The sequence below is a fragment of the Actinomadura sp. 21ATH genome (assembly GCF_041951345.1).
Classification (GTDB): Bacteria; Actinomycetota; Actinomycetes; order Streptosporangiales; family Streptosporangiaceae; genus Spirillospora.
The window spans coordinates 36,706-59,643 of record NZ_JBGNUR010000003.1; the positions used below are offsets into that span (position 1 = coordinate 36,706).

Annotated in this window: 22 protein-coding genes and 1 pseudogene; 10 read left to right on the top strand and 13 right to left on the bottom strand. The window is 72.2% G+C overall.

Annotated elements, in window-relative coordinates; all coding sequences use genetic code 11:
• Window positions 1-5: 5 nt before the first annotated feature.
• The 5 genes and pseudogenes from cydB (at window position 6) to ACA361_RS12440 (ending at window position 6,574) form a co-directional block, all read left to right on the top strand.
• Complete coding sequence (gene cydB, locus ACA361_RS12420; protein WP_375012053.1) at window positions 6-1,004, top strand: cytochrome d ubiquinol oxidase subunit II; 999 nt, start codon at window positions 6-8, stop codon at window positions 1,002-1,004.
• The gene (gene cydC, locus ACA361_RS12425) at window positions 1,001-4,402 is read left to right on the top strand and encodes a thiol reductant ABC exporter subunit CydC (RefSeq protein ID WP_375012054.1); all 3,402 of its coding nucleotides are present in this window, start codon (window positions 1,001-1,003) and stop codon (window positions 4,400-4,402) included. The genes cydB and cydC overlap by 4 nt, the downstream gene beginning before the upstream one ends.
• Window positions 4,403-4,490: 88 nt before the next feature.
• Entirely contained in the window at window positions 4,491-5,162 is a 672-nt protein-coding gene (locus tag ACA361_RS12430) for an SUKH-4 family immunity protein (RefSeq protein ID WP_375012055.1), read from the top strand.
• Window positions 5,163-5,230: 68 nt separating this feature from the next.
• Window positions 5,231-5,448: pseudogene (locus ACA361_RS12435) on the top strand (response regulator transcription factor); the annotation flags it as partial.
• Window positions 5,449-5,470: 22 nt separating this feature from the next.
• Entirely contained in the window at window positions 5,471-6,574 is a 1,104-nt protein-coding gene (locus ACA361_RS12440) for a sensor histidine kinase (RefSeq protein WP_375012056.1), read from the top strand.
• Window positions 6,575-6,631: 57 nt separating this feature from the next.
• On the opposite strand, the gene ACA361_RS12445 is transcribed toward ACA361_RS12440, so the two are convergent.
• The 9 genes from ACA361_RS12445 to ACA361_RS12485 form a co-directional block, all read right to left on the bottom strand.
• Window positions 6,632-7,216 (bottom strand): hypothetical protein, encoded by a 585-nt coding sequence (locus ACA361_RS12445; protein ID WP_375012057.1) that lies wholly within the window; start codon window positions 7,214-7,216, stop codon window positions 6,632-6,634.
• A gap of 58 nt (window positions 7,217-7,274) precedes the next feature.
• A complete protein-coding gene (gene vanX / locus ACA361_RS12450; protein ID WP_375012058.1) occupies window positions 7,275-7,883 on the bottom strand; it encodes a D-Ala-D-Ala dipeptidase VanX in 609 nt (202 codons plus the stop codon).
• A complete protein-coding gene (gene vanA / locus ACA361_RS12455) occupies window positions 7,880-8,920 on the bottom strand; it encodes a D-alanine--(R)-lactate ligase (RefSeq protein WP_375012059.1) in 1,041 nt (346 codons plus the stop codon). Before vanA ends, vanX begins: the two co-directional genes overlap by 4 nt.
• The gene (locus ACA361_RS12460) at window positions 8,917-9,969 is read right to left on the bottom strand and encodes a D-isomer specific 2-hydroxyacid dehydrogenase family protein (protein WP_375012060.1); all 1,053 of its coding nucleotides are present in this window, start codon (window positions 9,967-9,969) and stop codon (window positions 8,917-8,919) included. The genes vanA and ACA361_RS12460 overlap by 4 nt, the downstream gene beginning before the upstream one ends.
• A gap of 178 nt (window positions 9,970-10,147) precedes the next feature.
• Window positions 10,148-10,540, bottom strand: a complete 393-nt coding sequence (locus ACA361_RS12465) for a terpene synthase family protein (protein WP_375012487.1) — start codon at window positions 10,538-10,540, stop codon at window positions 10,148-10,150.
• Window positions 10,541-10,851: 311 nt separating this feature from the next.
• Window positions 10,852-11,634 (bottom strand): hypothetical protein, encoded by a 783-nt coding sequence (locus ACA361_RS12470; RefSeq protein WP_375012061.1) that lies wholly within the window; start codon window positions 11,632-11,634, stop codon window positions 10,852-10,854.
• Window positions 11,635-11,723: 89 nt separating this feature from the next.
• The gene (locus tag ACA361_RS12475; protein ID WP_375012062.1) at window positions 11,724-12,611 is read right to left on the bottom strand and encodes a family 16 glycosylhydrolase; all 888 of its coding nucleotides are present in this window, start codon (window positions 12,609-12,611) and stop codon (window positions 11,724-11,726) included.
• 179 nt (window positions 12,612-12,790) lie between these two features.
• The gene (locus ACA361_RS12480; protein ID WP_375012063.1) at window positions 12,791-13,474 is read right to left on the bottom strand and encodes a response regulator transcription factor; all 684 of its coding nucleotides are present in this window, start codon (window positions 13,472-13,474) and stop codon (window positions 12,791-12,793) included.
• A complete protein-coding gene (locus ACA361_RS12485; protein ID WP_375012064.1) occupies window positions 13,471-14,652 on the bottom strand; it encodes an ATP-binding protein in 1,182 nt (393 codons plus the stop codon). The genes ACA361_RS12480 and ACA361_RS12485 overlap by 4 nt, the downstream gene beginning before the upstream one ends.
• A gap of 87 nt (window positions 14,653-14,739) precedes the next feature.
• On the opposite strand from ACA361_RS12485, the gene ACA361_RS12490 reads away from it, so the two are divergent.
• The 5 genes from ACA361_RS12490 to ACA361_RS12510 all read left to right on the top strand — a co-directional run bounded on the left by ACA361_RS12490 (window position 14,740) and on the right by ACA361_RS12510 (window position 20,818).
• Window positions 14,740-15,657, top strand: a complete 918-nt coding sequence (locus tag ACA361_RS12490) for an ATP-binding cassette domain-containing protein (RefSeq protein WP_375012065.1) — start codon at window positions 14,740-14,742, stop codon at window positions 15,655-15,657.
• Window positions 15,654-17,216 carry a hypothetical protein gene (locus ACA361_RS12495; protein ID WP_375012066.1) on the top strand — a complete coding sequence of 521 codons (1,563 nt, stop codon included), beginning with the start codon at window positions 15,654-15,656 and terminating at the stop codon, window positions 17,214-17,216. Before ACA361_RS12490 ends, ACA361_RS12495 begins: the two co-directional genes overlap by 4 nt.
• Window positions 17,213-17,998, top strand: a complete 786-nt coding sequence (locus ACA361_RS12500) for an ABC transporter permease subunit (RefSeq protein ID WP_375012067.1) — start codon at window positions 17,213-17,215, stop codon at window positions 17,996-17,998. The genes ACA361_RS12495 and ACA361_RS12500 overlap by 4 nt, the downstream gene beginning before the upstream one ends.
• A gap of 357 nt (window positions 17,999-18,355) precedes the next feature.
• Window positions 18,356-19,429: a hypothetical protein gene (locus ACA361_RS12505; protein ID WP_375012068.1), complete on the top strand. Its 1,074-nt coding sequence runs from the start codon at window positions 18,356-18,358 to the stop codon at window positions 19,427-19,429.
• A 123-nt stretch (window positions 19,430-19,552) separates the two neighbouring features.
• Window positions 19,553-20,818 carry a serine hydrolase domain-containing protein gene (locus tag ACA361_RS12510; protein WP_375012069.1) on the top strand — a complete coding sequence of 422 codons (1,266 nt, stop codon included), beginning with the start codon at window positions 19,553-19,555 and terminating at the stop codon, window positions 20,816-20,818.
• A gap of 99 nt (window positions 20,819-20,917) precedes the next feature.
• Here ACA361_RS12510 and ACA361_RS12515 read toward each other — a convergent pair whose 3' ends face one another.
• From ACA361_RS12515 to ACA361_RS12530, 4 genes are all read right to left on the bottom strand, one after another.
• The gene (locus ACA361_RS12515; RefSeq protein WP_375012070.1) at window positions 20,918-21,496 is read right to left on the bottom strand and encodes a hypothetical protein; all 579 of its coding nucleotides are present in this window, start codon (window positions 21,494-21,496) and stop codon (window positions 20,918-20,920) included.
• 113 nt (window positions 21,497-21,609) lie between these two features.
• Window positions 21,610-22,107, bottom strand: coding sequence for a hypothetical protein (locus ACA361_RS12520; protein WP_375012071.1), 498 nt, complete (start codon window positions 22,105-22,107; stop codon window positions 21,610-21,612).
• A gap of 146 nt (window positions 22,108-22,253) precedes the next feature.
• Window positions 22,254-22,409 (bottom strand): hypothetical protein, encoded by a 156-nt coding sequence (locus tag ACA361_RS12525; RefSeq protein WP_375012072.1) that lies wholly within the window; start codon window positions 22,407-22,409, stop codon window positions 22,254-22,256.
• 111 nt (window positions 22,410-22,520) lie between these two features.
• The gene (locus ACA361_RS12530; protein WP_375012073.1) at window positions 22,521-22,826 is read right to left on the bottom strand and encodes a hypothetical protein; all 306 of its coding nucleotides are present in this window, start codon (window positions 22,824-22,826) and stop codon (window positions 22,521-22,523) included.
• Window positions 22,827-22,938: the final 112 nt, after the last annotated feature.

The window sequence follows — 22,938 nt, forward strand, 5'->3', positions numbered from 1 at the left end:
TCACCATGGATCTCGCTCTCGTCTGGTTCGGTCTGATCATCCTCTGCTGGGTGCTGTTCCTGGTACTCGAAGGGTTCGACTTCGGCGTCGGCATGCTCGCCCCGGTGCTCGGCCGCGACGCCGCCCAACGCGGCGCCGCACTGCGCACCATCGCGCCGGTGTGGGACGGCAACGAGGTGTGGCTGGTCGCCGCGATCGGCGTCATGTTCGCCGCGTTCCCCGGCTGGTACGCCTCGTTCCTCTCCGGGCTGTACCTGCCGATGGTGCTGCTGCTGCTCGCGCTCGCCGTCCGCGGGGTCGCCCTGGAGTTCCGCGGCAAGAAGGACTCGGCGGCCTGGCGGCGCCGGTGCGATGCCGCCCTGGCCGCCGGCTCCGCCGTCACCGCCGCGGTCCTCGGCGCCACCCTGGGAGTCCTCTCCGGTGGACTCCCCCTCGGTGCCGACGGCGAAGTGGCCGCGGGCGGCGGGGCGCCGGCCCGGTCGCTGGCCGTGTTCACCGAACCGGCGGCGATCCTCGGCGCGGTGATCGGCGTCGTCGCCGCGGTGGTGCTCGGTGCCGCCTATCTCGGGTTGCGCACCACGGGGCCGGTGCGCGACCGGGCGAGGCGGTGGGCGGCGGCACCGGCGATCGGCCTGGCGGTCGCCGCGCTCGCCGCCGGCCTGAGCGGTGCCTGGCCGTGGTGGCTGGGAGCGGCGGTCGCGGCCGCGCTCGCCGGTGTCGCCGCCGCCGCCCGGCGGCGCCGCGAAGGGTGGGCGTTCGGGCTGGCGGTGGCCGCCGTCGCCGTGACGGTGGTGGCGGTGCTGGTGCAGCACTACCCCGTGCTGATGCCGAGCACGATCGATCCGGCGCACTCGCTCACGATCGACGACGCCGCCGCGAGCCCGTACGCGCTGCGCACGATCACGTGGGCCGGGGCGCTGATCCTGCCCGCCGTGGTCGTCTACCAGGCGTTCGCCTACTGGGTGTTCCGGAAGCGGGTGGCGAGCGAGCCGGTGCCGACATGAGCGTCATCGAGGCCGGTGCCGCGCCGGCGACCACCGGCGCCCCGCCCCCCGCCGTCGAGATCGCCCGGAAGACCGGGCCGCGCGGGCCGCTCGACCCCAGGCTGCTCTCCCTGTCGCGGCTCGCCCTCGGCCCGCTGGCATGGCTCGTCACGCTCTCGGTCGCGCATGCGCTCGCCGTCGTCGGGATCGCGCTGACCGCGGCCGCGCTCGTCGTCGCCGTGCTGTCCGGCGACCAGTGGCGCACGCCGCTCGCCGGGCTCGCTCTCGCGCTGCTGGTCCGGGCGGCCGCGGCCGCCCTGCTGCCGGGTGCCGCGCACCGGGTGTCCGCCCCGGTGATCGCCGCCGTCCGCCGGGAAGGGCTCGCCGCCGTCGCCCGCCGGGGCCAGGCGTGGGCGGCGCACCGTGGCGCGCGTTCCGAAGCCGTCGACGTCGCGACGCTTCTCTCGACCGGGCTGGATCCGTTGCGCCCGTGGTTCGCCTCCTACCTGCCCTCCCTGGTGGTGGCCGCCGTGCTTCCGCCCGTCGTGGTGGCTCTGCTCGCGTTCGTCGATCCGCCATCGGCGCTCACCGTGCTGGTGACACTGCCGCTGGTGCCGCTGTTCGCCGCCCTGGTGGGGTGGGCGACGCAGCGGCGCTCCGACCAGCAGTACGCGCGCGGTGGCGCCCTGGCGGGGCACTTCCTCGACGCCGTCCGCGGCCTAGTCACGCTGCGCCTGTTCGACCGCGCCGAGCGGCAGGAAGGCGCCGTCCGCGAGTCCAGCCACCGCTACGCCCGGGCCACCACCCGGGTGCTGTCGGTGGCGTTCCTGTCCTCGACGGCGCTGGACCTGGTCGCGACCGTCTCGGTCGGGCTCGTCGCGGTCGGTGCCGGGACACGGCTCGCCGGAGGCGAGATGATGCTGTGGCCGGCGCTCGCCGCCATCCTGCTCGCCCCGGAGGCCTACCGCCCGCTCCGCGAGGCCGGCGCCCGGTTCCATGAGTCCGCACAGGCGAGCGCGGTGATGGACCGCTGGCAGCAGATCACCGATGTCCCGGTGGTCGAGGCCGCCGACGGCGCGACGACCTCGGCGGTCGCGGGGGCCCGCGGGCTGCGGGTGCGGTTCCCGGGCCGCCGCGCCGAACTCTCGCTACCGGAGGTGGACGTCCGCGCCGGTGAGATCGTCGCGATCAGCGGGCCGTCCGGGTCGGGCAAGACGACGCTGCTGCGGGCCATGGCGGGGCTGCTCGACGCCGACCGCGGCCATGCGTGGGCGCACGACGCCGAGTACGTGCCGCAGCGGCCGGCGCTGCCGCTGGCCGGGACGGTGCGTGACGCTCTCCAGCACGGATCGGACACCGCCGTCGACGACGCCGAGCTGACCGGCCTGCTCGCGTCGCTCGCGCTGCCGGTCTCGTCACTGGCCCGCGGGCTGGACACCCCGCTCGGCGACGACGGCCGCGGGCTCTCGACCGGGCAGCGGCACCGGGTCGCGCTGGCACGGGCGATCCTCGCCGTCACCCGCGGCGGTCGCGCCACCCTGCTCCTCGACGAGCCGACGGCCCACCTGGATCGTGCCGCCGAGACAGCGGTGATCGAGGCCGTCACGACCGTCGCGCGGGCAGGGGTCGCCGTCGTCGTCGCCAGCCACCGGCCGGCCGTGATCGCCGCCGCGGACCGGCGGGTCGACGTCATCGCCGGTTCGCCGCCCGGCACCGAGGCCGGGGACGTGCGGCCACGAGGTGAGGTCCACCCGCCGACCCCGGCACCTGCCGCCGGCCTCGGCGAGCGGTCCCGGCGCCGTCCGCTGCTCGCGGGTCCGCGGCGCCGCTGGTCGCGAGCGCCCGCCTCCACCCGCTTCGCGCTCGCGGCGGCGGCGGGGGCGGCATCGCTGCTCTCCGGATTCGGGCTGACGGTCGCGGCCGCCTGGATGATCATCCGCGCCGATGCCCGGCCGCCGATCCTGACGCTCTCGGTCGCCGTCGTCGCCGTCCGGGCGTTCGCGATCGCCCGTCCGCTGTGGCGGTACCTGGAGCGGCTCGCCTCCCACGATGCCGGGCTCGGACTGCTCGCCGACTGGCGGGCGAAGGTGATCGGCGATCTGGTCCCGCAGGTGCCGGGGCGGCTCACCGCCCGGCGCGGGGCGCTGCTGGTCAGGGTGGTCGACGACGTCGACACGCGCCTCTCCGGCCGGGTGCGCGGCCGCGTGCCGCTGGCCGCGGCGGCCGTGACGCTCGTGGTGGTCGCCGGTGCGACCGCCTGGCTGCTGCCCGGCGCGCTGGTCCCGCTGCTGCTGGGCATCGCGATCGCGGGTGTGGCGGCACCCTGGTGGACGATCCGGGCCGACCGGCGAGCGGCCCGGCCGGCCGACGAGGCGCGGACCGGCCTCCAGGACGCGATCGTCGGCGCGGTCGAGAACACCGAGGAACTGGGGCTGGCCCGCGGCCGGGTGCTGATGCGGGAAGTGCACACGCGCGGTCAGCGGGCGGACGACGCCGAGAGGGCGGCGGCGCGGGCCGACGGCCAGGGGCGTGGCATCGCCGAGTTCGGCGCGGCCGTACTGGTGGTCGGAGCGGCGGTCGTGGCGGCGCGGGCGTGGGCGGGCCGGACGATCCCGGCCGAGACGGTCGGGATCGTCGTCCTGGCGGCGCTGGCGGTGACCGAGGCACTGCTCTCGATGCTCCCCGCGGCGCGGGCGCTCGCGGACGGCCGGGCCGCCGGTGCCCGGCTGGACGCGTTGCGGCAGGACTCCGTCCCGCCCGAGACCGCGCCGGCTCCGATCGAGGACGTGGCGGTCGTGCCGGGAGTCCAGGTCGCGGGACTGAGCGTCGGGTGGCGGCCGGAGGCGCCGGTGCTGCGCGACGTCGATCTGCGCATCGCTCCCGGGGACGTGCACGAGCTCCGCTGGCCGTCCGGTTCGGGCAAGTCGACGCTCGCGATGGCGCTGGCCGGGCTGCTCTCCCCGTCGGCGGGCGAGATCCGGGCCGGTGGTGCGCGTTTCGGCGCCGGCGCCTCGACGTCGGGCATGGACGCGCGCGCGTTGCGGCGCCGCGTCGCCGTCGCAGGGGACGCCGATCACATCTTCGCGACGACCGTGCGCGCGAACCTGCTGCTCGCGGACCCCGGCGCCGACGACGACCGGTTGCGGGCGGCGCTGCGGGCGGCGCTTCTCGACGGCTGGCTCGATGGGCTCACCGATGGTCTGGACACCTGGCTCGACTCCGGAGGCCGCACCCTCTCCGGAGGAGAGCGCCGCCGGTTCGTGCTCGCGCGGGCGTTGCTGCGGGACCCGGACGTGCTGGTACTCGATGAACCCACGGCCGGGCTGGACGACGACACCGCCGGCGCACTGCTGGCCGCCCTTCGCCGCGACGCCGCCGACCACTCCCGCGCCGTCCTCCTCCTCACCCACCGCCCCTGACACCGATCAACGACCGTCACTTCGCGCCGATTCGCGATGTATCTCTCCCGGGCCTGCACAATGTGGCTCTGTCTGGAGGAGGACGAAGGTGCCGTCGATCGAAGAACGTCTGGAGGCCGTGCTGGCCGCCCCGATCGGTGACATCGTCAGCCGGGAGCACCAGGCGCTGCCCCCTGCCGCGGCGATCCGGGAATGGGACGTCCCGCCCGCAGATCGCCAGGCCCTCAGCCGATGGGGGCTGCCGGTGGACCTGCTGATGACGCCCGATTTCCAGACGGTCTCAGAACCGGTACTGACGCCCAACGTGGCCGGCGACATCGAAGGCCGCCTGATCACAGCGGACCAGCGGCTTTACCGGCTCGGCCGCTGGGGGTCGCACGAGCTCACACCGATCATGGGAGCCGTCGCCGGAACCGGCCGTGTTCTCGGCCTCCGCAAGGCACCGTTGACCACGGAGGATCTCCATCCTGATCTGCGCGACCACTACGCCGGCTACTACGGGCCGTCGGTCATCTTCATCAACTCCACCGTGTCCTGCCTCGTGGAACTGGCCTGGCGATGGCGAGCCGCCGTCCGACTCCTACGCGAACTCGACGAGCAGGAACCGGTCGATGCCCGGTCCCTCGAAGAGTACGAGGCCCACTTCGACCGCATCCAGCGCTGCGAACGAGCCGTCATCAGAGCGGCGGCGATCATCGACCCCGCGATCGACCCCGACGACCCCGGGAACACCTGGGTAGAACTGATCACAGACCTTTGAACACCCAGCAGCCCCCCGAGCAGGTTTCGATACGCCGGCGATATCCCCCCGCTCCTACGATCGAGAGCATGCGTGTGCTGGATGTCGAGGAGATGAGCCCTACATGGCCGAGGCCATCCGCAATGGACTGCGCCTGGAGGCGATCGCAGCCGACATCGCCGTCCTCGACCGCGACATCCCCGGGCCCTCCGGCGACGAGGTCGCCGGACGCATCGTCGCGTCGGGCAGCGGCATGCCGATCCTGATGCTCACCGCTGCGGACCGGCTGGACGGCACAGGGCCGGGAGCCGCGGGCGAGGGAGGCGGACGTGGATAGGACGCCCGGGTTGAGCGTCCGCCTCAAGCTCACTCTCAGCTATGCCGGATTCCTCATGATCGCGGGCACCCTGCTGCTCGCCGCCGTGTGGGCGTTCCTCCTGCGAGGAAGGTCGAACGGCCTGTACGTCCCCGCGCTGTCCGACTTCCTCCGCGTCTTCCACCCGAGCAACTTCGGCCCGACCGTCTTCGTCCCGGCCGCGATGCTGGTGCTCGCGTTCCTGCTGGTGTTCGGTCTCGCCGGAGGGTGGCTTCTCGCCGGGCGGATGCTGGTCCCGCTGAACCGCATCACCGATGCCGCGCGCACGGCCGCGGGAGGGTCGCTCTCTCACCGGATCGAGCTGGAGGGGCGCAAGGACGAGTTCCGGGAGCTCGCCGACGCCTTCGACGGCATGCTCGCGCGGCTCGAAGCGCATGTCGCCGAACAGCGGCGCTTCGCCGCCAACGCTTCCCATGAGCTGCGCACTCCACTTGCGATCATGCAGACCATGCTCGACGTCGCCCGCAACGATCCGAGCCGGGAAAGCAGCGAGTTCGATGAACGCCTCCGCGTCGTCAACGCCCGAGCGATCGACCTCACCGAGGCACTGCTGCTGCTCAGCCGCGCCGACCGGGGCTCCTTCGCCCGAGATGACGTCGATCTGTCGCTCATCGCGGAGGAGGCCACCGAAACGCTCCTCCCGCTCGCCGAGAAGCACGGCGTCGTCGTCGAGACCTCCGGGGACGTCACCCCGGCCGTCGGGTCCCACGCGCTTCTGCTGCAGCTGACCACGAATCTCCTGCACAACGCGATCGTCCACAACCTGCCCGAGAACGGCACCGTTCGGGTCGGCACCACCGCCGGTCCCCAGGCCGCCGTGCTCACGGTCGAGAACACCGGCGACAAGCTCAACCCGCACATGGTCTCCACCCTCACCGAGCCGTTCCAGCGCGGCACGGAACGCATCCGCGGCGACCACGTGGGCGCCGGCCTCGGCCTGGCGATCGCCAAGAGCATCACCCAGGCGCACGACGGAACGCTCTCGCTCACCCCACGCGCGGACGGCGGGCTCCGCGTCACGGTACGGCTACCCGCGACGGCTCGGCAGGTCCCGTAGGAAGCGGGACGAGATTCCAGCCTGGCCGGCGAAGCCGCGGTGGCGGCTCGCCCGGCATCAGGACGTCGCTCTGATCAGGATTCCGCGGTTCGCGTGAAATTGCTCGAATACCTGCATGGGCAATGACGCAGAGTCTGAATTGTGTGAATAGCCCGACGGGTTATGGAACCGCACCACACCGTCATCGGCCGCATAGACCAGCACGAGGTGGCCTCCACGGCGGGGCGCGCGGGTGTTCGGGTCGCGGATCTCGGGTGACACCGACGCGATCAGGACCTGCCCGGGCCGCACCTCTCGGCTGGATACGTGAATGGGCGTGTGCTCGACCAGTTCGCAGTGGAAACCGAACTGTGAGCCGGCCCAGGCCATGAACGGCCGGTAGATGAGTCCGTGGACCTTGCTGGAGGGCTCCACCACGTAGCAGCCCCAGTCGAGGGCCAGCGCGAGCAGCTCGCCCATCGACAGCCGGATGTCGGTCCAGCCCTGGAGCAGCGACTGCAGGCACGCCAGGCCGCAGACCTTGCGGGACCAGAACAGGTACTCCTCGCTTGAGCGGTATCCGTCGGAGGCCCAGTCGTGCAGTCGCGATGGGACGGCGCCGCCCAAGAAGACCTCCAGCCCCGACAGGCCGGTGCGCCGCATGACGACGTCGTCGTTGCGTTCCAGATGTCCCCACTGCGAGACGCACCGGAGACTCCGGTCATGTGATGGGGAAGTCGAAGTAGGCATCGGGATGGGGCTCGTTCCTCAGCGTGTAGTGCCACCATTCGCAGTCGTACCGATCGAATCCGCAGCTCTCCATGACGGAGCGGAGATGCTCACGGTTCCGGGCCTCGGTCGGCGTGATCCCGCGGGCTCGATGACGTGAGATCGGGTCCATGAGGTCGTGACCGCCGCCCATGGGGGCGAGCTCACCGGTGGCAAGGTGATAGAGGGTCAGGTCGACGGCGCCGCCCCTGCTGTGGCCCGACCTCGCGGCCACATATCCGTGCTCGAACATCTCGCCGCGGTCGATGTTCGGGTAGTGCCGCGGTTTGGTCCGGCCGTCCTCGGGCTGTTCCGACCAGCGCAGGAAGCAGTCGACGGCGCGCTGGGGGCGATACCCGTCCCAGAGAAGCAGCCCGAAGCCGAGGGAGGCCGCCTTCTCGCGTGCCTGCTCCAGGGCCGCGCACAGGGACCGGGTGCCGACGATGCGATTCGCGAGATAGCCGTCCACCGGTTTGCCGGTGAAGTTGTCCCAGGTGGCGTACTTGGCGTCCCAGCGGACGCCCGGCACCCATTCGTCGACGTAGACGAAGTCGTCGTTCATCGCTGCTTTCCGTGCAATGTCACCGAGATAAGCCGGTCGATCACGTCGGACAGCGGCAATCCCGCGGCGGCCATCATCCGTGGGTAGCGGCTGTAGGACGTCAGGCCGGGCATGGTGTTGACCTCGTTGAGCACCACCTGTCCGTCGTCGGTGAGGAACATGTCGACGCGGGCGAGTCCCTTGCAGCCCAGGGCGCGGTAGATGGTCTCGGCGGCCTCCTGGACAAGCCAGCGCGAGTCGCCGGAGATGTCGGCGGGAACGATGAACGTCGAGTTCTCCGATCCGGTCTCGGGCGAGTCCTCCTGGTGGATCCTGAAGAATCCGTGCGCGAGGTCGACGCGGTCCACCTCGCCGGTGACCAGGCCGAACGGCTCTTCGAGGACCGCGCAGCCGATCTCGCTCCCGGCCACGGCCTCCTCGATCAAGACCTTCGAGTCGTACTGCCGCGCCGCGCTCAGCGCGCTCGCCAGCTCGTTCTCGTCGGTGACTCGGCTGACGCCGAACGAGGAGCCCGAACGGGCCGGCTTCACGAAAACGGGATACCGAAGGCCGCCGGGATCGACCTTCTCGTTCTCCGCGACGACCCGGAAGTTGGGCGTGGCGATCCCCATGCTTCTGGCGACGGTGTAAGCCAGGGATTTGTCCATGCACACGGCCGAGCCCTGGATGCCGCAGCCGACATAGGGGATGCCGGAGAGCTCCAGCAGGCCCTGGATCGCGCCGTCTTCGCCGAGCTTGCCGTGAAGTACGGGGAAGACGAGGTCGAGGCGCACCGTCTCGTAGCCCTCCTGCCCCATGACCAGCAGACCGTGCACGCTTCGGTCGGGAGACAGCGTGACGGGACGGGCGCTGCCGTTCTCCCAGTCCGCCGCGGGGCCATCGCACAGTTTCCAAACGCCGCCGGCCGTGATGCCGATCCACAGCGGCTCGTACTTCTCGGTGTCGAGGTTCCTCGCCACCTCGCGCGCCGACTTGATGGAGACGGGATGTTCCTCGCCCGCGCCTCCGAAGATGACGCCGACCTTCAATCTGCTCATGCTGTTCTCCCGCTCTCGAAGTTCAGGCAGTTGGTGAGGGTGTTCTCGACGATGTCTTTCAGTGCGTGGTCGGTGTCGTAGGCGGAGTGGGGACTGATCAGCACATTCGGCAGGCGCTGCAGTCGCACCAGGGCCTCGTTCCCGAGATGCCTGTTCCGGCAGTCGGCGTAGAAGACGCCTTCCTCGCCTTCGAGGACGTCCAGTGCCGCGCCGCCCAGCCGGCCGCTCTCCAGCGCGGCGAGGAGGGCCTGGGTGTCGAGCAGCGGTCCGCGACCCGTGTTGACGATGTACGCCCCGGGCTTCATCCGCTCGATGCGACGGCGATCGAGGAGATGGCGGGTGTCCGCCGTGAGCGGGGTGTGGAGCGTCACGATGTCGCTCAGTTCGATCAGTTCGTCGAGCGGCACGTGGCCGGCTGAGGCGTGGGCTCGGTTGTCGTGGGTCAGCACGTGGCAGCCGAAGCCTCGCAGCCGGTCGATGACCGCTGTGCCGATGCGGCCCGTTCCGACCACCCCGACGGTCAGGTCCCGCAGTTCCTTGCCGCGAGCGTCGCTCAGCCGGTAGTCATGAGCGTCGGCGCGGCGGATGGTGGATTTCGCGTGGCGCACCGCCATGAGCATCAGCATCAGCGTGTAGTCGGCCACGCTGTCCGGTGAGTAGGCGACGTTGCCGACCGAGATGCCGACGCGCTCGGCGTACTCCAGGTCGATGTGGTCGTAGCCGACGCTTCTGGTGCAGATGTATTCCACACCGGTCTCGCTGAGCGACAGAAGCGTGGGATTGGTGACCCGGGTCTTGTGGTTCACGCTGACGCACCGGTTGCCGCGTGCCAGTTCAGCGTTGGTCTCGCAGGCGGCCGCCTCGGTGATGGTGAGCGACAATCCGAGGCGCGCCCCCGTCTCCTGGAACAAGCCGGCTTCGTCCTGGCCGCATCCGAAGACCGCGAGTCCCGTCGTCGGGACGGCCGAGGAAAACGGCTCGGCCACCGTTCGGGCGGGACGGTCCGTGGTCGCTTCGCTGTAGGTCGAACCCAATTCGCTGGAGGGCATGACTCAAGTCAAGACAGCGCCGTGTTGTCAGCACGTATGCGATTTTCGATACGCGGACGATATGCCGCCCTGAGCCGACCGCCCTTCCGGGTGATCATCGCCTGTGGCGCCTGGGGCCGGCCTGTGGCGCTCTCAGGCCGGCCGGGCAACCGAACCTCGTTGCCGAGGCTGAGACCTGTCAGGCCCACCACCAGTCGATCGTGGGGATGCCGGGCGGGCCGGTGGCGGCAGGGCTGTCGGTGATGGCGCCGATGGTGCGGACGGCGCCGGCCATTTCGGTGAGGGCGCGGACGGGGCGGCTGGTGATCTCGGTGTCGTCGATGACGTCGGGTTCGCTGACCTGCACCCAGGTCAGCACGGCGGCGGAGGCGACGTACATCATCCGGGTGAGCAGGTAGTCGTTGACGCTGGGACGGGGGCGGCGGACGGTGGCCGGGATCTCCCAGGCGGCGCCCATCAGCCAGTGCAGGTGGGCGTCCACCATGCGGCGCCGCTGGCGCGGATCGGCAAGCTCCCGCAGCCGCGTGGCCAACTCCAGCACCGTGCCGCTGAGGGGATGCCCCGGGTCCAGGACAGCCCAGCAATGCCCGACTCACGTACATACGCGCAGCTCATAGCCTTATGCGCATGGAGAAAGGGTGGGTCGCCCCGGGGGCTGGGCCATCGAGCTGATCGGCTCTGGCCTCGATCAGGAGCGTTGCGACGTTTTCGCTGGGGCGACCGTCCGGCGCGTCCCCAGGCAGTACGCCAACGGTCGCAGCGATCAGGGCCCTCCGCAGGAACCAACGACGGCCGCGCGAGTTGGCTGCCCGCTGCTGTTGTCCATATCGCCCAGCACGAGTCGGGCCTGGCCCGGCCGTACCGGCCGGTCCGGCATCGCCCTCAGTGCACCCGCCGGCCGCAGGCCCCTGGGAAGAGAGCAGCGCCGGTCCGGACCCGGTCCGCGGGGATGCCGGCGAGCCGCAGGAACGCCTCGCCGGTGGCATCGTCCGGCGGGTACTCCAGGACCGCCCCGTCCAGCGGGACGATCCGGCGGCCGTCGTGCAGCTCGACCGGGTGCCGGCCGGTGGGGAACGCGCCGTCGAGCACACCGGAAGCGATCATGTCGGTGCCGTCGGCGGCCAGCTCCCGGACGGTGAAGCGCCAATGCTCGCCGGCCATGGCCAGCAGGTCCCGGGCGTCCCTCCCGAGAGCCGCCGGCGCGCCGATGCGCGCGCGGACGTGCCCGGCGACGGCACAGCACAGCGGGACGCCGCACGCCTGCGGCGTGTCGATCCTGGTGTAGCCGTCGAACGGGTCGTAGGCCAGCGATTCCTCCAGCAACCCGACGGCGGCCCGCCGCGCCGCCGGCCCGCCGTGCTCGGCGATGCCGAGCAGGAACGGCGCCGCCACCGCCGCCGCGGGCAGCACCGCTCCGCTGTGGCCGTGCAGGATCCCGCCACCCTCCAGGAGGGAGAACGCCTTGGCGGCCGCGAGGCCGCCGGTCGCGGCGGCCAGGTCGCGCAGTCCGGCCACGGCGCGTTCGGGCTCGTACCAGCCGGCCCGGCCGGGGACCGTCGCCCAGTCCACCGCCTCGATCTCCCGGACGAGCGCGGCCAGCGGCCCGTGGGCGTTCTCGGCGCCCGGCCCGGGCCGGCTCGGCGCGCCCGGGTCGTCATGACGCATGCCACCCTCCACCGATCCGCCGCCAGGATAGGCGCGGGAGGACCGGGGTGAGCCGCGTGCCGGTCAGGCGTTCCGCTGCGATGGAATCCCTACCAGTTCCGCGTCCGGCCGAACCACACGTTGCGTGCCTGGAACGTGGTGTCGCCGGAAGGGCCCGGCTGCCGCTCGAAGTCGGGGTGGTCCTTGCCGATGCCCGAGGCCCAGCCCCCCATCTGCAAGTTGATGATCAGGCGCTGCGGTACGCCGGCCCAGCCGACGCCCACGTGGGAAGCCTGGAAGTCTCCGTCGAAGTAGTAGTCGAGCAGGACGTCCTCGCCCTGCTTCTCCATCCAGACGCGGTAGGTGTGCCACTCGCCGGGGTCGTGACCGCTGAGTTCGTAGCGGTCCGCGGGCTCCTCCGTACCGGCCTCCTTGGTCCAGGTGTTGAACAGGTTCGTGGAGTCGCCGACGTATTCGAGGATGTCGCTCTCCGGGGGCCAGTCGTCCCCGATGCCGGTGGTCCAGAAGGCGGGCCAGATGCCCAGCCCGGTCCGGGTGCGGAACTCGCCCTCGATGTCGTACTCCGGGAACTGGTCGTTGACGAGGATCGACTCTTTGGCGTGGACGGCGCCGGAGTGGTACCAGAGCGGCGCGAGCGGCTCGCTCTCGCTCCTTCCGTCGGGCTGGCTCAGCCGGGTCGACGTCAGGGTCAGCACGCCACCGGAGACCGAGACCTTGCCGTCGCGCATCCGGGCGGCGCCATTGTGGGTGTCGCCCCAGGGGTAGCCGTACTCCCATTCCCGGCTGAAAGCCGTGGTGCTGCTGAAGGAGGACTTCTCGATGATGTTCTCCCACGTGGCCGCGTCACGGCGGGCGGAGGCGCGGGCCGGGGACGCGGCCCTGGCCTCGGACCGGCCGAGAGGAAGCGCCAGAACGCCTCCGGCGGCCACCGCGCCCATGGTGAGGAGCTTGCGGCGGTTGATCAGGTTCTCCGACATACGGTCCCTTCCGGATGGAGGAGCGTGCGAGGGGCGCCGGAAGGATCCGGCGAGTACCGCTCCCGCATGACGGACAGTCCCGGTGGGCACCGTGTCGGCAACGCGATTCTCATCTCGGCGACCATCCTGGGCACGGCCGCCCTGCGGGGAACGTCACCGAGCCCGGCCGCCGTTCGCTCTCAGGTTTCCGGGGGCGGGGACGGGGGCGGCGTGATCCGGTAGCCGGCTCCGGGGGTGGTGGTGATGATCGGCGGGTCGCCCAGTTTGCGGCGGAGGCGGCCGATGGTGACCGTGACGGTGTTGGTCATCGGGTTCGCGTGCTCGTCCCAGACCCGTTCGAGCAGGTCCTCGGTGCTGAGGAAGGCGGGGGCGGCGTGGAGGAGGGCTTCGAGCAGGGCGAACTCCTTGACCGACAGGTCCAGGTGGCGGCCGTCGCGGGTGGCGGTACGGCGCGCCGGGTCGAGTTCGATGCCCGCCGCGCGCAGCGTCCGGGGCCGGGCGGAGGGGCGGCGGCGGGCCAGGGAGCGGACGCGCAGCACCAGTTCGGGGAAATGGAACGGTTTCGCCAGGTAGTCGTCGGCGCCCAGGGTCAGGCCCGTGACCCGGTCGACCGGTGAACCGGCGGCGGTGAGCATGATCACCATGGGACGGTCATCGCGGTCGGTGATCATCTGGCACAGCGTGTCGCCGTGGATGCCGGGCAGGTCCCGGTCGAGGACGACCACCTCGTAGGCGTTGAGGTCGAGCTTGGCGGCGGCTTCGAGGCCGTCGTACGCCACGTCCACGGCCATGCCCTGATCGCTCAGCCCTTCGGCCAGCACGCCGGCCAGGGAACGGGCGTCCTCGACCACCAGCACCCTCACGCCGGCACCCCGGCCCCGGCCGTGGGCAGGGCGATGGCGACGGTGAGGCCCCCTTCCGGCCGGGCCCGCAGCCGCAGGGCGCCGCCGTGCGCCGTGGCGACGGCCGCGACGATCGACAGGCCCAGCCCGGACCCGTCGGCGGAACCGGTACGGTCGGCGGCGAGCCGCTGGAAGGGCATGGCCAGCCGGTCCACCTGCTCCTGGTCCAGGACGCGCCCGCCGGTCTCCACGACGAGTTCGGCCGTCGCGCCGTCGCTGGTGGCGGCGAGCCGGATCCAGCCGCCGCCGTCGTTGTGGACGACGGCGTTGTCGATCACGTTGCCGACCATGCGGGCCAGGAGGGTGCCGTCCCCCCGCGTCCACGCGCCGCCGCCGGTGAGGCCCGCGGAGTCGACGGTGAGTCCCTTGGCGGCGATGGCGGCCGCCCTGGCGTCCAGCGCCTCGGCCGCCAGGTCCCCGAGCGCGAGCGGCGCGCGGCCGGCCGGAGAGGCGTGCTGCGCGCGGGCGAGGGAGAGCAGCCCTTCGAGGAGGCGGTCGATCTGGTCGAGTTCGGTACGGAGCCGGCCGGCCAGCGCGCTGGTCTGCGCCGGTACGGGCCCGGGCTTGGCCAGGGCCACGTCCAGCGAGGCCCGCATGGTGGCCAGCGGGGTGCGCAGCTCGTGGGAGGCGTCGGCCACGAACCGGCGCTGCGCGGAGAAGGAGTCCTCCAGCCGTTCCAGCAGGCCGTCGATGGTATCGGCGAGGTCCTTGACCTCGTCGTCGGGGCCCGGCACGGCCAGCCGCTCGTTCAGGTTGTCGGCGGTGATCCGGCGGGTCGCCGCGGTGATCGTCCGCAGCGGGCGCAGCACCCGTCCGGCGACGACCCGGCCCTGCACGATCGCCACCAGGCCCATGACCGCCAGCGCCACCGCCGAGGCGATCAGGAGCTGGCGCGACTGCGCGGCCTGGGCGTCGGACAGCTGGGCCTGAAGCGCCGCGATGCGGTGGGCGGTGGCGGCCGGCATGGCCGGTCCGGCAGGCGGTACGGCGGCGGGCGCGGACTCGCTCGTTCTCGTCCCGCTCAACCCGATGGCGTTGGTGATGACCAGCAGCCCGGCGGCCGACAGCAGGAACATGCCCCCGTACAGGACGGTGAGGCGCACTCGTACGGTGTGCCTCCGGCGTCGCCACGTTCTCATGGCTCCAAGGATGCCGCGCCGGACCTAACAGCCATGTGACGGCCTCCGTTCGGGCTGTTTTAGCGGCGGGCCCGTAGAACCGACCGCATGCGAGAGATCATCGAAGTCGGCGGGCTGCGGAAACGGTTCGGGGCGACCACGGCGCTGGACGGGATGTCGTTCACCGTCAGGGCAGGCCGGGTCACCGGGCTGGTCGGGCCGAACGGGGCGGGCAAGTCCACCGCGATGCGAGTGATCCTGGGCCTCGACGCGGCCGACGAGGGACATGCGCTGATCGGCGGCCGGCCGTACGGGAGCCTGCGCGCGCCGCTGCGTCATGTCGGGGCGCTCCTGGACGCCGGGGCGCTGCAGCCGAGCCGTACCGCGCGGAACCACCTGCTGTGGCTGGCCCATTCTCAAGGGCTGCCGTCCAGGAGGGTGGACGAGGTGCTCGACCAGGTCGGGATGCGGGCGGCGGCCCGGCGCAGAGCGGGCGGCTTCTCCCTGGGCATGCGGCAGCGGCTCGGCATCGCCGCCGCCCTCCTCGGGGACCCGCCCGCACTGATCCTGGACGAGCCCGTCAACGGCCTCGACCCCGAAGGCATCGTGTGGATGCGCCGCCTGCTGCGGTCGCTGGCCGCCGAGGGGCGCGCCGTGCTGCTGTCCAGCCATCTGATGCGGGAACTGGAGGGCACCGCCGACCATCTCGTGGTTATCGGCAGGGGCCGCGTGATCGCCGACACCGGCGTCGACGAGCTGATCGCGGCCGCCTCCCGCGGCCGGGTCACGCTGCGGACGCCCGCGCCCGCCGCGGCGATGCCGGTGCTGGACCGCGCCGGCGCCACCGCGCGGCCGTCCGGTCACGGCACCCTCGTCGTCACCGGGCTGCCCGCCGAACGGATCGTGGCCGCGCTCAACTCCGGCGCGGTGCCGTTCTCCGAGGTGGCGACGCACCGGGCGACCCTGGAGCAGGCGTACATGGACCTCACCGGCGACGCCGTCGAGTACCGGGGAGCGGAACGATGAGCACCGTTCCGCACGGGACCGGCGCCAAGGCCGGACGCGAGTTCGGCCGGCTCCTGCACGCCGAGTGGACCAAGTTCCGGACGGTGCGCGGCTGGGTGGCCGCCGTCATCGCGGCGGCGCTGGTCACCGTGGGGCTCGGGCTGTTCTCGGCGTCCGGCAGCCACTCCTCCTGCGGCGCCGGCCCCGTCGAGGTCGCCTGCCCGCCGCCGCCGACCACGCCGACCGGCGAGGCGGTGAACGACAAGTTCTACTTCGTGCACCGCGCGCTCACCGGCGACGGCGCCATCACCGTACGCCTCACCTCCATGACCGGCCGGATACGCAGACCCGACGTCAACGCCGGCGAACGCAACGTGGAGGCCGGGCTGGTGCCGTGGGCCAAGGCCGGCGTCATGATCAAGGAGAGCACCCGGCAGGGCGCGCCGTACGCGGCGGTGATGATGACCGGCGAGCACGGCGTGCGCATGCAGTACGACTTCACCCACGACATGGCCGGCGGTCACCGCGACGCCTCCGACCGGTCGCCGCTGTGGCTGCGGCTGGCCCGCTCCGGCGACACGCTCACCGGGTACGAGTCCGCCGACGGCCGCACCTGGAGCCGGATCGGCACCGCGTCCCTGGCCGGGCTGCCGCGCAGCGTCCGCATCGGCCTGTTCGCGACCTCCCCCGGCGACCTGACCGTCACGCGGGGGGACCTCGGCGGGACCGTCGCCGCTGAGCGCTTCACCGAGACCACCGGCACGTTCGACCGGGTCGCGGTGGCGGGTACCGCACCGGGCACCTGGCGCGACGACGACATCGGCGTCACGATCGGACCCGGCGGGGCGCCCCACCATCCCGGCCGCGCCGTACGGTCCGGCGGCGCCGTCGCCGTGACCGGGGTCGGCGACATCGCGCCGGCCACGGAGGGGATGACGGTCGAGGCCCCGCTCGGCGGCGCGCCGATCGGGCTGATCCTGGTGATCGTCGTGGCGGTCGTGTTCGCCGCCGCCGAGTACCGGCACGGCCTCGTCCGCACCACGCTGCTGGCCGCTCCCCGGCGCGGCCGGGCGCTGGCGGCCAAGGCCCTCGCGCTCGGCCTGGTCACCTTCGCGGCCACGCTGCCCGCCACCGCGGTCACCCTCGTGGCCGGCGGACGGATCCTGCGCGCCAACGGCAACGCCGTCCTGCCCGCGCCCCTGCTCACCCAGGTGCGCATCGTGGTCGGCATGGCGGCACTGTTCGCGCTGGCCGCGGTGCTGGCCCTGGCCCTGGGCGCGCTGCTGCGGCACGCCATCGCGGCCGTCGTCACCGCCATCGCGGCGATCGTCGTGCCGCACGTCCTCGCGACCACCTCGATCCTGCCCGACGGCGCGGCGCAGTGGCTGCTGCGCGTGACCCCGGCGGCCGCCTTCGCCGTCCAGCAGAGCATCCCCGAGTACCCCCACGTACTCGGCCACTACTCGCCGATCGCCGGTTTCTACCCGCTGCCACCCGCGGCCGGGCTCGCCGTCCTGGCCGCCTACGCCGCCCTCGCCGCCGGCCTGGCCGCCGCGCGCCTCCGCCGGAGGGACGCATGAGCCCGCCCCGGCCCGCACGCCCGGCGAGGGCGACGCTGCACGCCGAATGGACGAAACTGCGCACGCTGCCGGCGACCGGTCGGCTGCTTCTCGCGATCGTCGCGCTGACCGTCCTCACCGGCTGCGCCGCGTCCGCCCTCGTCTCCTGCGACACCGGGACCTGCGGCTACGACCCCGCGGAGATCAGCCTCTTCGGCGTGCAGGCCGGCCAGTCGCTCGTCGCCGTCCTGGCGGTACTGGCGATCACCGGCGAGTACGGCTCCGGCATGATCCGCCTCACCCTGGCGGCCATGCCGGACCGTACCGGCGTACTGGCCGCCAAGGCGGCCCTCCTGGCCGCCCTCATCCTGGGCGCCGCGAGCGTCGCCGTGCTCGCCTCCGTACTGGCCACCCGCCCCATCCTGCTGCACAACGGCTTCCCTGCCGATGTGCTCACCAGCGGCTCCATGCTCCGCGCCGCCATCGGCTCGATCCTGTACCTGGCGCTCATCGCCCTGCTGAGCCTGGGCGTCGCCACCGCGATACGGGACTCCGCCACCGCCATCGCCGCCGTCCTGGGACTGCTCTACCTCTTCCCCGGACTCATCCTCCTCGTCTCCGACGACGGCTGGCGGCGCCTGCTGTGGCAGGTCTCCCCCATGAACGCCGGCCTCGCCGTCCAGGCCACCACCGACCTCGCCGCCCTCCCGCTCTCCCCCTGGGAAGGACTGGGCGTACTGAGCGCCTGGGCACTCGCGGCCCTGCTGCTCGGCGGCCTGCTCCTGCGGAAACGCGATGCCTGAGAGGCCGCCCACCTCGCTGTCGCCCCGGTTCCGCTCACTAGCCCTGGTGAGGCGCGGCGGAGGGCTGGGCGAGGGTGTCATCTCGAAGGCGCCGCCGGTGCTGTGGCGTGTTCGGCGGCTTGGGCGTCCGGGTGGCGGGGGTCCCGCAGGGCGGCCCGGCCGGCCACAACGAGGGCGGCCCGCGAACACGTCCCAGGTGAAACCGCGCGAGGCTCGACGAGAATCCGCCGACGTGCGAGGGCGGTCGAGCGATCACACGGCGGCCCTTCCGGATGGGGACAACCGCAGAGGTCAACCGGGTTCTGATCGGCCCCGTCCCACCATGTGTACGTTCCGCATCGGGGAAAGGGCCATATCTTGAACTTCCGATGGACGGCATCCGTCTCGATGCTCGCCCTGTCCGCGTCGATCGCCGCGCCCGGCACCGCCGCGGCCGCGCCGCCGCCGGTCCAGAAGTGGAGCATCACCTCCCAGACCCGCATCCCGGTCTTCGACCTGATGAACGACGTGGTGGCCACCAGGGCGGGCAGCGCCTGGGCGGTCGGCGGGCACTCCGACCACGCCACCGGCGCCATGCCCGGACTCGTCTACCGCTGGAACGGCGGCACGTGGCAGCGCCTCGCCGTCCCCGGCGCGCTCGACGTGACCCTGGAGCACGTGGACGCGTCCTCCGACACCGACGTGTGGGCGTTCGGGCGGGACTGGGCGGGGCCCTCGGGCAAGGCGTTCCACTGGAACGGCACGAGCTGGCGCGCCTTCACCGTCCTGGACGGCGACGAGCTGAACGCCGTCGACGCCGTATCGCCGACGGACGTGTGGGCCACCGGCGGGGACCGGCTCCAGCACTTCGACGGCACCGCCTGGCGCGCCGTCGACGTCCCCGGAATGCGGCGCATCGGTTCCCTGCACGTCACCTCGGCCACCAGCGGCTGGGCCACCGGCATCGACACCGAGTTCCGGCCGCGGATCTGGCGCTGGAACGGCAAAGTGTGGAACGCCTCGCCCCTGCCGTTCTCGGCGCCCGGCCACTTCGGCGGCATCGTGCAGCTCGGCCCCGGCAACGTGTGGGCCGTCGGCGCCGAGGTCTACAAGGACGACCCGGACGGCGACGACCTCTACCGCTCGTTCGCCCTGCGCTGGAACGGCAAGGCATGGAGCCGGGTCGCCATGCCCGCCTACGGCCTCTGGCTCGACCGGCCCGCTCCCGACGGGCACGGCGGCGTCTGGATGGTGGCCGGCGAGAAGCTGGTCAACCACCGGGCCGGAAAGTGGACCGCCGTCGTCCAGCCCTCCACCCCGGAGAACCGCACCACGCTCGCGAACATCGCCAACGTCCCGGGCACCGGCACCATGCTCGGCGTCGGCTCGATCCACGATGACGGCACCTCCGGCGACGACCCCCAGGACGGCCTCTTCATCACCGCCCGCTGACGCCGTCCGTGGAGTACGGGCCGCGCCACCCGCATCGGAACGGAGGCCGCGGCGAATGCGTACAAGATCCACTTGTGCGTTAGATTGCACCGGCAAGAGCGACGCTCCCCGGGAGGACGACCCATGCGGAACGAGATCTCAAGGCGCGACTTCGGCCGGATCGCCGGACTCGGCCTGGGCGGGGCCGTCCTGATTCCCGGGTACGGGCAGGCCCACGCGGCCGCCCGGACATGGAAGGTCACCGGCCGCCTCGGAACGGGGCTCGGCGGCTTCGACACCACGATGAAGACGTTCATGCAGGAACGCGGCGTCTCCTGCGGGTCCCTGGCGGTCGTGCGCAAGGGCAGGCTGCTGGCCGCCCGCGGCTACACCTGGTCGGACGACACCGCGCTCTCCACCTCGCCGACGTCGCTGTTCCGGCTGGCCAGCCTCTCCAAGCCCGTGACGGCGGCGGCCGTGCTGAAGCTCGTCCAGGACGGGAAGCTCAGCCTGGACGCGCCGGTCACCAGCCTGCTGGCGCTCGCCCCGCCCGCCGGCGGCACGGCGGACCCGCGGCTGGGCCAGGTCACCGTCCGGCGGCTGCTCCAGCACACCGGCGGCTGGGACAGCGGCATCTCGGCCGACCCGATGTTCTCCAACTTCACGATCTCCAGGGCGCTCGGTGTCCCGCTGCCGATCACCAAGGCGAACATCGCCGCCCACACCACCGGCCGCCCGCTCGACCACGCGCCCGGCAGCACCTACGCCTACAGCAACTACGGGTACATGCTGCTCGGCCTGATCATCGAGAAGGCCGGCGGGCTGCCGTACCGCGACTACGTCCAGCAGAAGATCCTCACGCCGCTCGGCATCACCCGGATGCGGCTCGGCCGCACGCTGAAGCCGCACGCGGCCGCCGGCGAGGTCCCCTACAACTCGCAGTACACCGCCGCGACGGTGTTCGACGCGTCCGGCACGATCGTGCCCGGCCCGTACGGAACGTTCAACCTGGAGAACATGGACGCGCACGGCGGCTGGCTCGGCACCGCCGTCGACATGGTGCGCTTCGCCGGCCTGTTCGACGCGGCCGGGACGGTGCTGAACTCCACCTCGCTCTCGCGGGCGTTCGCCGAGCCCGAAACCGGCGTCAACGCCAACGGCTGGTACTACGGCTGCGGCTGGCAGGTACGGCCGGTGACCGGCGGCCGCAACACCTGGCACACCGGGAGCCTGTCGGGCACGTACACCGTCCTCATCCGCCGTTCCGACGGGATCTCGTTCGCCGCGCTGTTCAACCAGCGTGACGACGCCTCCGGCAAGAGCTACGCCGAGATCGACTCGCTGCTCAACAAGGCCGCCAACGCGGTCACCACCTGGCCGACCACCGACCTCTACAGCCAGTACTTCTAAGCCCCCTGCAAGCCGGGGCCCCGGCCCCGGCTTGCCGTCCCGGCCCGTCCCATCGAACGTCAGCGGCGACGCGTCTCTCCGAGGGTTCGGCCGGTGATCTCAGCATCCGTATTCGTCCTTGACGCGGTGGACGGGTCGGACCTTCAGCGTGCTGCGGTCGAACGTCGACCGGTACAGGCAGCCGTCGTCGGCGACGATCTCTATGGTGTTCCGTCCGGTGAAACGCACGGTCTTCGGGACGCTGCCGTCCTCCTTGCCGTCCCAGACCAGTGCCTCCTGCGCGCGCCAGCCCTTTCCGGCCCTGACGTACACGTCGCTCTCCGGGTCGATCGCCACGAATCCGGCGCCCTCGACGACCAGCAGCTCGTGCCGCCCGTCGGCGGCCGGTACTCGCTGCTCGACCAAGCCGCCCCTCTCGAAGAGGGCGGCCAACGTCCACAGACAACCGCCGAGGAGCACGGCGGCGACCACCGTGCCCACCAGAACGATGTTCCGCAGCAGCCCGCTCTTCAGCGCCAGAGCGATCCCGATCCCGGCAGCCAGGAGCGCCGCCAGGAGCAGGACGATCGACATGTAGGGGCCCAGCACCAGGTTCCAGCGTCCCAGCCACAGCGCCGTCACCGTGCAGGCCGCCGCGGACGCGAGTCCGACCGCGCACCAGCCCCATCTGCGCTCCACGCGCTCCCCCCGCTCCTGCGATCACGTCTCGGCACTGCTGTTGGAGTCGGAGCGTCGGGCGAGGGTTCCGGCCAATGCGTCGATGGAGGGGAGAGCGCGGGCTTGCCGGGCCGCTACTGCGTCTCTCGGATCAGGGTGGCGGACTGGCCGGAGAACTTCACGAAGGCGTTGTGCGGTGCGGCCTGCACCCACTTCTCGAAACCGTCCATGGTGCACGTGCTGTCGCCGGGCGGCCTGCTGCCGTCCGGGCAGGTGTCACCGGCGACGTAGAGGACGGTGGCGTCGGCCGTGAAGAAGGCGACGCCGTCGACGGTGAACTTGCCCGGCGCCAGGTAGCGCAGCCGTCCCCACTTGGACGTGATCTGCTGGCCGCCGGGCGTCCCACCCGCGGGCTCCTGGGCGTCGGGAGTGCCCGCTCCCTCAGGGGACGAGGCGTTCGGCGTGGAGGCGTCGCCGCCCGGGGTGGAGGACTCGTTGGGGGCGGGGGTGGAAGCGCCGGGCGAGGACGCCGACGGCGCCGCGGAGTCGCCGGTGCCGGTGCCGGTGCCGTCGCAGGCCGTCAGGCCGAGCGCCAGCGCCGCCGCCATGCCGGTGAACACGATCTTCCGCATGTGCCGCTCCCATCTCCGTGCGCAGCCCCACTGGCCGCGTTGTAGAAAATGAGATGCGGGCGTGGTCCGGGGAGTTGGCGCCCCGAACTGTGATCAGTTCGACCCGGTACGTCATGAACTCGCACGCCGATGCGAACGTCTGGAACTTACCGTTCTGCTTCGGCGGAGAAGGCGGCCGCCAGGCTGCTGAACGCGTACGCGACGAGGGCTCCGGTGCGGCCGCTGACCGAGTCACCCTTGAGGGCGCGTACGCGATCCAGCGCGCGGGTGGAGCGGTGACTCGCGGACGGGGCGCGGTTCAAGGGCCGCAAGGTGGGGCTCACCTCGGCCGCGATGCAGCGGCAGCTCGGGGTGGACCAGCCGCACTACGGCCCAAGGCAGGGCCCGCTGGTGTCCGGGCCCTGCCCTGTCTGTCAGTCTTCGCCGTTGTAGGCGCGCAGCTCGCGGCGCGCCTGGTGACGGCTGCGGCGGCGCTCTTCGCGTCGGATGCGGTACCACTCCCGGCCACCGCCGAGGGTGCCGCAGTCGAACAGGTAGTGGTCGGTGGCGCCCCAGTAACAGCCGCTTCGTCCGCTGCGGTTCATGGACGCGCTGCCGTCGGCGATCTCCTCCGGCAGCGTGCACGGCCCGAACCGATGATCATGCACGGGCCGGCAGTTCACCATCGGCGCCTCGGCCATCCCCACCCACCAGGGACGGGTCTTGTCGGTCTTGCTCATACGGTCACCTTTCGGCTCCGCGACGCCCCGGGCTGGGGCCGTCACAAGACCTGGCGCACCGTGATCACCTCCGGCATCGCGACGAGAAGGCGACCTCGCCGTTCGAGAGAAC

Excerpts from the sequence above, each read along its gene's own strand:
- cydB (WP_375012053.1), top strand. The coding sequence starts at position 6 with ATGGATCTCGCTCTCGTCTGGTTCGGTCTGATCATCCTCTGCTGGGTG.
- cydC (WP_375012054.1), top strand. The coding sequence starts at position 1,001 with ATGAGCGTCATCGAGGCCGGTGCCGCGCCGGCGACCACCGGCGCCCCG.
- ACA361_RS12445 (WP_375012057.1), bottom strand. The coding sequence starts at position 7,216 with ATGCGGCGCACCGGCCTGTCGGGGCTGGAGGTCTTCTTGGGCGGCGCC.
- vanX (WP_375012058.1), bottom strand. The coding sequence starts at position 7,883 with ATGAACGACGACTTCGTCTACGTCGACGAATGGGTGCCGGGCGTCCGC.
- vanA (WP_375012059.1), bottom strand. The coding sequence starts at position 8,920 with ATGAGCAGATTGAAGGTCGGCGTCATCTTCGGAGGCGCGGGCGAGGAA.
- ACA361_RS12460 (WP_375012060.1), bottom strand. The coding sequence starts at position 9,969 with ATGCCCTCCAGCGAATTGGGTTCGACCTACAGCGAAGCGACCACGGAC.
- ACA361_RS12470 (WP_375012061.1), bottom strand. The coding sequence starts at position 11,634 with ATGCGTCATGACGACCCGGGCGCGCCGAGCCGGCCCGGGCCGGGCGCC.
- ACA361_RS12475 (WP_375012062.1), bottom strand. The coding sequence starts at position 12,611 with ATGTCGGAGAACCTGATCAACCGCCGCAAGCTCCTCACCATGGGCGCG.
- ACA361_RS12485 (WP_375012064.1), bottom strand. The coding sequence starts at position 14,652 with ATGAGAACGTGGCGACGCCGGAGGCACACCGTACGAGTGCGCCTCACC.
- ACA361_RS12490 (WP_375012065.1), top strand. The coding sequence starts at position 14,740 with ATGCGAGAGATCATCGAAGTCGGCGGGCTGCGGAAACGGTTCGGGGCG.
- ACA361_RS12495 (WP_375012066.1), top strand. The coding sequence starts at position 15,654 with ATGAGCACCGTTCCGCACGGGACCGGCGCCAAGGCCGGACGCGAGTTC.
- ACA361_RS12500 (WP_375012067.1), top strand. The coding sequence starts at position 17,213 with ATGAGCCCGCCCCGGCCCGCACGCCCGGCGAGGGCGACGCTGCACGCC.
- ACA361_RS12510 (WP_375012069.1), top strand. The coding sequence starts at position 19,553 with ATGCGGAACGAGATCTCAAGGCGCGACTTCGGCCGGATCGCCGGACTC.
- ACA361_RS12520 (WP_375012071.1), bottom strand. The coding sequence starts at position 22,107 with ATGCGGAAGATCGTGTTCACCGGCATGGCGGCGGCGCTGGCGCTCGGC.
- ACA361_RS12530 (WP_375012073.1), bottom strand. The coding sequence starts at position 22,826 with ATGAGCAAGACCGACAAGACCCGTCCCTGGTGGGTGGGGATGGCCGAG.